Origin of the sequence: Frankia gtarii (assembly GCF_025403375.1) — a bacterium.
GTDB classification, from domain to species: Bacteria; Actinomycetota; Actinomycetes; order Frankiales; family Frankiaceae; genus Frankia; species Frankia gtarii.
Genome location: NZ_JAMPTM010000308.1, coordinates 1 through 7608, shown reverse-complemented (window position 1 = coordinate 7608; position 7608 = coordinate 1). Strand labels below are relative to the sequence as shown.

General features: G+C 74.8%; 5 protein-coding genes. All 5 read left to right on the top strand.

The features are described 5' to 3' along the window. Window positions 1–2052, top strand: a 2052-nt coding sequence (locus NBZ83_RS27840; protein WP_261576108.1) for a beta-hydroxydecanoyl-ACP dehydratase, incomplete at its 5' end; no start/stop codon positions are given. Then, window positions 2049–3665: a PfaD family polyunsaturated fatty acid/polyketide biosynthesis protein gene (locus NBZ83_RS27835; RefSeq protein WP_368861920.1), complete on the top strand. Its 1617-nt coding sequence runs from the start codon at window positions 2049–2051 to the stop codon at window positions 3663–3665. The genes NBZ83_RS27840 and NBZ83_RS27835, both read left to right, overlap by 4 nt. Window positions 3666–3671: 6 nt before the next feature. After that, window positions 3672–5432: an acetyl-CoA carboxylase, carboxyltransferase subunit beta gene (accD, locus tag NBZ83_RS27830; protein WP_261567444.1), complete on the top strand. Its 1761-nt coding sequence runs from the start codon at window positions 3672–3674 to the stop codon at window positions 5430–5432. Further along, window positions 5429–6082 (top strand): acetyl-CoA carboxylase biotin carboxyl carrier protein, encoded by a 654-nt coding sequence (locus NBZ83_RS27825; RefSeq protein ID WP_261576106.1) that lies wholly within the window; start codon window positions 5429–5431, stop codon window positions 6080–6082. The genes accD and NBZ83_RS27825 overlap by 4 nt, the downstream gene beginning before the upstream one ends. Next, window positions 6082–7455, top strand: coding sequence for an acetyl-CoA carboxylase biotin carboxylase subunit (locus NBZ83_RS27820; RefSeq protein ID WP_261576105.1), 1374 nt, complete (start codon window positions 6082–6084; stop codon window positions 7453–7455). Before NBZ83_RS27825 ends, NBZ83_RS27820 begins: the two co-directional genes overlap by 1 nt. Window positions 7456–7608: the final 153 nt, after the last annotated feature.

The following is a 7608-nucleotide window of genomic DNA, read 5'->3' as shown; positions in this document are numbered from 1 at the left end:
GCCTTCCCGCCCCCGGCTCCGTCCACCCAACCGGCGGGCCTGACGCCCGCACCGGCCACCTCCGCCCTGGAGCTGATCCGCCAGCTGCGAGTGACGACTGCCGCGGCGCACGCCAGCGCCCTGCGGGCCCAGTCAGCCCTGCAGCGGCGCCTGCTCGCCCCCCTGGCCACGCCGCTGCCGGCATCATCCCCCCTGCCGGCACCCACGGCGCTCGTCGGCCTGCCTGCGGCGCCGGCGCGTGCCCGGGTGAGCAGCGAGGCGTCATTCAAGCCGCTGGCCCGCAGCGCCGTCGGCGCGCTGGGCGCCGCGGACCTCGACCGGCTGGCCCGGGGCGCCATCGCCGACGTCCTCGGCCCGGCCTACGACCAGGAGGGACACGACCGCGCGGTGCGCATCGCCCCCGGTGGGCTGCTGTTGGCCGCCGTCGACGCCGTTGAGTTGCGCGGCGGCCGTGCCGGCCGGGGCCTGGTCCGCGCCCGGCTGACCAACCCGGCACCGCAGGGCGCGGGGCTGGCCGAGGCCGCCGCCCAGGCCGCCCGGCTGTTCGCGGTGTACGTCGGCCTGCACCTGTGCCTGCTCGACGCGCACCTCGTCGACGGCGCCGCGCCCGGTGCCGCCGGTGGGGCCACCCTCGAACTCCCCGGCGCCGACCTGGCCGGTGCCGGGGAGCTGGAACTGGTCCTCGAGGTCGTCGACCTCGACCTGGTGCCACGGCCCGCGCTGCGCGCCGACGCCGAGATCCGCCGGGTCGGCGGGGACCGGGTCGGCGAGGGTGAGGTGCTCGCCCGGATCACCGACGTCGCCGTCGGCGTGCGCGAGGGCGAGGGCCGCCCGGTCGGCCCCGGGCTCGGCGGGACGACCCCGGTCTGGTTGGGCCGCCGCAACGCGGCCGGTGACCGGGCGATGCTCAGCGAGTTCCACATGGCCCACTTCTGCCGCGGCGACCAGGTGATCGCCCTCGGTCCGGAGTTCGCCGGCTACACCGGGCGCAAGGCGACGCGGCTGCCGTCCGGTGGGCTGCTGCTCGTCGACCGGGTGCTGGCCGTCGAGGGCACCCGCGGGGACCCGAAGTCGCTCGACGGCGGGGCCTCGCACATCACCGAGTACGACGCGCCCGCCGACTCCTGGTACTTCGCGGACACGGCGAACGCGTCGATGCCGAACTGCGTCTACATGGAGACGTCGCTGCAGGCGGCGCTCATGGTCGGCTACTACATGGGTGCCACGCTCGGCGACCCGGCGGCGGTGGTGAGCCTGCGCAACCTCGGCGGGACCGCCCGCGTGCTGCGCGAGGTCGACCTGCGCGACGCGACCATCCGCCAGCACTCGAAGCTGCTGTCGACGACCGACATGCCCGGCTCGTCGCTGCAGAGCTTCGAGTACACGCTGTCGGTCGACGGCGAACCGTTCTACGAGGGCGAGACGCTGTTCGGCTACTTCAGCGACGCGGCGCTGGCCAACCAGAGCGGCCTGGACGCCGGCCGGTCGGTGCCGACCTGGCTTGAGTCGGCGTCGCTTGAGTCGGCGTCGCCGCGGCCGACGGCGCGCACCCTCGACGTCGCCGCCCGCCGCGCCGACCCGGCCGCGCGGCTGTGCGCCCGCGACCATCTGGCGCTGCTGGACACCGTCGACGTCGTCGACGGCGGCGGCCGGTACGGCCAGGGCTACCTGCACGCCGTGCGGGCGATCGACCCGGACGACTGGTTCTTCGCCCGCCACTTCCACCTCGACCCGGTGATCCCCGGCTCGCTCGGCGTGGAGACGGTCATCCAGGCGATGCAGGAGTGGCTGCTCGACTCTGCGCACGCCGACGGCCTCGTCGAGCCGGCCTTCATCCTGCCGGTGGACGCGCCGTTCACCTGGAAGTACCGCGGGCAGTTCCTCCCGACCGACGGCGAGACCCGCCTGGAGGTGCACCTCAAGGAGGTGCGCCGCGCGCCGGGGCGGGTCCGCGTCACCGCCGACGCCAGCGTCTGGAAGCCGGGCCTGCGGATCTACGAACTCCTCGACATCGCCATCGAACTGCGCGAGAACGGAGCTCCGTCGTGGTGACGACCACCCCGGCGGCCGCGGTTTCGGTCGGCGCGGCGCCGGCTGGCCTGGCGCAGGTGCAGCGTGACCTGCTCGCCCTCGACCAGCCCTGTTACGTGCTGCGCGACGGCAACGGCGTGCGGACGAGCTCCGACGCCGCGCAGGTGGCGCGGATCGTCGCCGGCGGCGGCCAGGTCCTCGCCGCCGTCGGCCCGCGCCCGGCGCACGCGCTCGGCGACCCGGAGTTCCGCCGCGCCCACGGTGTCCGCCACGCCTACATGGCGGGCGCGATGGCCAACGGCATCGCCTCGGCCTCGATGGTCGCCGCCCTCGCCCGCGAGGGTTACCTGGCCTCGTTCGGCGCCGCCGGGGTGCTGCCGGCCCGCATCGACGCCGCGCTCGCCCAGATCGGCCGCGACGCCGGCGGGAACGCCTACGCCTGCAACCTCATCCACAGCCCGAGCGAACCGGCGTTGGAAGCGGCCATCGTCGACGCCTGCCTGCGTCACCGCGTCGGCTGCGTCGAGGCGTCGGCGTTCGTCGAACCCACCGCGCAGCTCGTCCGCTACCGTCTCGCCGGCCTCGGACGCGACGTGGCGGGTCGCGTCGTGGCCCGCCACCGGGTGATCGGCAAGGTGTCGCGGGCGGAGGTCGCCGAACGGTTCCTGCGCCCGGCGCCGCCGGAGCTGGTCCGCCAGCTGCTCGAGGCGGGCGCGGTCACCGCCGAGCAGGCCGAGCTCGCCCGTTCGGTGCCGCTCGCCGACGACCTCACCGCCGAGGCGGACTCCGGCGGGCACACCGACCGCCGTCCGCTGCTGGTGCTGCTGCCCGAACTGCTGGCGCTGGCCGAACGGGTCCGCCGTGAACAGGGCTACGCGAGCGCGGTGCGCGTCGGCGCGGCCGGCGGCATCGGCACGCCGGCGGCGGCCGCGGCGGCGTTCGCCCTCGGCGCCGCGTACGTCGTCACCGGCTCGATCAACCAGAGTTCGGTCGAGGCGGACCAGTCCGACACGACGAAGCGGCTGCTGGCCGCGACCGGCGTCGCGGACACGGTGATGGCGCCGTCCGCGGACATGTTCGAACTCGGGGTGGAGGTGCAGGTGCTGCGGCGCGGCACCCTGTTCCCGGGGCGGGCGCGCCAGCTCCACGAGCTCTACCGGACCTACGCCGGCGTCGACGAGCTGCCCGCCGACATCCGGTCCGCCCTGGAAACCCGGGTGTTCCGCCGTTCCCTGGACGACGTCTGGCAGGACTGCATCCGCTTCTTCTCCGAACGTGACCCCGACCAGATCACCCGGGCCGCGGACGACCCGCGTCGCCGGATGGCCCTGGTGTTCCGGTGGTACCTGGGCCGTTCGTCGGGCTGGAGCATCGCCGGGGATCCGCAGCGTGCCCCCGACTACCAGGTGTGGTGCGGCCCGGCGATGGGGGCGTTCAACGGCTGGGTTGCCGGCACCTACCTGGCGCAGGTGGGTAACCGCCGGGTCGTCGACCTGGCCACCCACCTGATGCGCGGGGCGGCCTACGCCGACCGGGTCGCCGCGCTGCGGGCGGCCGGACTACGCCTGCCCGCCTCCGTCGCGGGATACCTGCCCACCCCGTTCGTCGAGGACCCGTTCGTTGAGGAGAGGTAATCGATCATGACGACCGAGGCCATCACGACCAGGGCCAGCGCAGCCGGGGCGGGATCGTCGTGGCTGCTGTGCGGCGGCTGCGGCGCGATGCTCTACGAGCGGCGTTTCGCCCGTGCCGGGCGGGTCTGCCCCGACTGCTCCTGGCACGCCCCGATGACCGCCCACCAGCGCCTCGACCTGCTGCTCGACTCCGGCTCGGCGCGGGGAGTCGACGTCCCGGCGATGGACAGCGATCCGTTGGAGTTCACCGACACCCGCCCCTACCGCGACCGGCTGCGTGACGCCCGCGCCAGCACCGGCCTCGACGAGGCGGCGGTGTGCGCGCGCGGCACCATCGAGGGCAACCCGGTGGTGGTCGTGGTGATGGACTTCCGCTTCCTCGGCGGCAGCCTCGGCTCCACCGTCGGGGAGGTGTTCACCCGGGGCGCCGAACTCGCCCTGCGGGAACGCACGCCGCTGCTGACCGTCACCGCCTCCGGCGGCGCGCGGATGCAGGAGGGCGCGATCGCCCTGATGCAGATGGCCAAGACCAGCCAGGCCCTGGGCCAGCTCGACGAGGCCGGCATCCTCACCGTCTCCCTGATCACCGACCCGACCTTCGGCGGCGTCGCGGCGTCCTTCGCGACCCTGGCCGACGTGATCATCGCCGAGCCGGGCGCACGGCTCGGGTTCGCCGGGCGCCGGGTGATCGAGCAGACCATCCGCCAGACCCTGCCCGCCGACTTCCAGACCGCCGAGTTCCTGCTCACCCATGGCGTCGTCGACCTCATCAGCCCCCGCCACGAGCTGCGGGCGAACCTGGCGCGGCTGCTGTCGGTGTCGAGCCGGCGCCCCGACGGCATCCCCCGCCAGACGGGGCGCCCGCAGCACGCGGTCGTCACCGACCCGGAGCTGCTGCCCCGCCGCGACGCCTGGGAGTGCGTCCGCGCCGCCCGCCGGCTGGGCCGGCCGTCGACGCTCGACTACATCGGCATGCTGCTGGAGGACTTCACCGAGCTGCGCGGCGACCGGATGTCGTCCGACTGCCCCGCGCTCGTCGCCGGCCTCGGCCGCCTCGACGGTGTTCCCGTCGCCGTCATCGGCACCCAGAAGGGCCACACCGCCGACGAGCTGCGGTACCGCAACTTCGGCATGCCGACGCCGGCCGGCTACCGCAAGTCCGCCCGGGTGATGCGCCTGGCCGCCAAACTCGGCCTGCCGGTGATCACCCTGATCGACACCGCCGGCGCCTATCCTGGCGTCGAGGCCGAGGAGCAGGCACAGGCCGTCGCGATCGCCGAGAACCTGCGGCTGATGGCCGGGCTTGCGGTGCCGGTGGTCGCCGTCGTCACCGGCGAGGGCGGCAGCGGTGGCGCGCTCGCGCTGGCGTTCGCCGACCGCGTCCTGATGTGCGCGAACGCCGTCTACTCGGTGATCAGCGCCGAGGGCTGCGCGGCCATCCTGTGGAAGAACCCGGCGGCCGCGCCGACGGCCGCCGCGGCCCTGCGGATCGACTCCCGCGAACTGCTGCGGCTCGGCGTCGTCGACGGTGTCATCGGTGAACCCGACGGGGGCGCCGACGCAGACCCGGCGGGCACCGCCGACCGCCTGCGCGAGGCGCTGCGCGGCGCGCTCGCCGAGCTGCTGCCGCTGGACCAGATGAACCTGGTGACCCGCCGCCGGACGCGGTTCCGGCAGTTCGGCGTCGCGGCGCCGGTGTCGACGCCGGTCTCGAGCGGCGACGCGCACGAGTCCCAGCCCGACCGGAACGTGGAGGCAACCCGATGACGACCGACTCGACGGCACTCGACCAGGTGGCGGGAACGGCCGGGAACATCGACCCGGACGCCGGCGACGGCCGGGTGCCCGCCCCCGCCGTGGACGCCATGGTGGCGGTGCTCGGCGCGCACGTGCTCGAGCTGTCCGTGCGGGCCCGGGTCGCGCCCAGCCACGTGCGCGTGTCGGCCGGCGACGTCAGCGTCGAGATGGGCTGGACGAGCACCGGCCAGAGCTTCGCGGACACGCCGGCCGCGTCCGCCCGAACCCGCTGGGCCGCCCCATCCGCCCCCGTGGCTCCGGCCGCCGTGGCGCCCGCGGTGGTGCCTGCCCCCGCGGCCGTGGCCGTGGCTGTGGCCGCGCAGCCCGAAGCGTCGGCGGTGCCCGCGCAGGCCGGGACGTTCCCGCTGGTCTCCCCGTCCGTGGGCATGTTCTACTGGGCGCCCGAACCCGGGAAGGCACCGTTCGTCGCCGAAGGTGACACGGTGCGGGCCGGGCAGCAGGTCGCGATCGTCGAGGCGATGAAGCTGATGATCCCGATCGAGGCGGAGCATCCCGGGCGGGTCGTGCAAGTCCTCGTCGAGGACGCCACCGCCATCGAGCACGGCCAACCGCTGTTCCTGCTCGCCCCGCTGGAGCAGTCCCCGAACGGGAGTCGTTGATGTTCAGCAGCGTCCTGGTCGCCAACCGGGGCGAGATCGCGCTGCGGGTGGTCCGCACCTGCCGCGAGCTCGGCATCCGCACGATCGTCGCGCATTCGGCCGCTGACCGGGACTCCGCCGCCGTCCGGTTCGCCGACGAGTCGGTGCAGGTCGGCCCGGGGCCGGCGAAGCGCAGCTACCTGAACATCCCCGCGGTGGTCGAGGCCGCCCGCACCCGCGGCGCCGAGGCGATCCACCCCGGGTACGGCTTCCTGTCGGAGAACCCTGAGTTCGCCGAGGTCTGCGAGGAGGAGGGGATCGTCTTCATCGGGCCGCCGGCCGACGTCATGGCCCGGCTGGGGGACAAGGCCGTCGCCCGAGGGATCATGCGCGACGCCGGCCTGCCGCTGCTACCCGGCAGCCGCGACGCCCTCGACGGCCCGGACACCGCCCTCGCGCTCGCCGGCGAGGTCGGCTACCCCCTGATCCTCAAGGCGGTCGCCGGCGGTGGCGGCCGCGGGATGCGCGTCGTACACAACCGCGGGGACCTCCCCGTCGCCTACGCCGAGACCCGGGCGGCCGCCCTGGCCGTGTTCGGCGACGGCCGGCTGTACCTGGAGCGCTACCTCGAATCCGCCCGGCACGTCGAAATCCAGGTGCTGTGTGACGGCCACGGCAACGGCGTCCACCTGGGTGCCCGGGACTGCTCGTTGCAGCGGCGCCACCAGAAGCTCGTCGAGGAGTCGCCGGCACCCGGGGTGGATCCCGACGGTGTGGCGCAGCTCGGCGAGGCGGCGGTGCAGGCCGTGCTCGGCGCCGGCTACGTCGGCGCCGGCACCGTGGAGTTCCTCTACGACCCGGCGCGGGGCAGCTACTACTTCATGGAGGTCAACTGCCGGCTGCAGGTGGAGCACCCGGTCACCGAAATGGTCACCGGCCTCGACCTGGTCGCCGAGCAGCTGCGGGTCGCGGCGGGCGAGGAACTCGGCTACGGGCAGGCGGACATCACCGCGCGTGGCGTGGCGATCGAGTGCCGGGTGAACGCAGAGGATCCCGCCCGCGACTTCCGCCCCACCCCGGGTCTCGTCACTGAGCTCGACCTGCCCGGCGGCCCGTTCGTCCGTGTCGACACGCACCTGACCGCCGGCTACCGGATCCCGCCGCTGTACGACTCGCTGCTGGCCAAGGTCGTCGTCTGGGCTCCGGACCGCGACGGCGCGATCGCCCGGATGCGCCGCGCGCTCGCCGAGACCCGCGTCGTCGGCGCCGGTGTGGCGACGACCGCCGGCTTCCTCGCCGACGCGCTCGACCACCCGCGCTTCCGCGCCGCCGAGCACGACACGTCCCTCACCGAGACCCTGCTGTCGACCGCAGCCGAGCCCCGCGTCGCCTAGCTTCCCTCGCGGCTCCCCTCGCGGCTGCGGTCGGGGGTCCCCTGTTCCGGGTTGAGCAGGGCGTGGAGGGAGTCGTCGAGGCTGAGCCGGCCGCCGTCGGGGGTGTGGATGGCGGTGCGGGTGACGTGGCGGGTGGCATGGGCGAGTCTGCCT

Excerpts from the sequence above, each read along its gene's own strand:
- accD (WP_261567444.1), top strand. The coding sequence starts at position 3,672 with ATGACGACCGAGGCCATCACGACCAGGGCCAGCGCAGCCGGGGCGGGA.
- NBZ83_RS27825 (WP_261576106.1), top strand. The coding sequence starts at position 5,429 with ATGACGACCGACTCGACGGCACTCGACCAGGTGGCGGGAACGGCCGGG.
- NBZ83_RS27820 (WP_261576105.1), top strand. The coding sequence starts at position 6,082 with ATGTTCAGCAGCGTCCTGGTCGCCAACCGGGGCGAGATCGCGCTGCGG.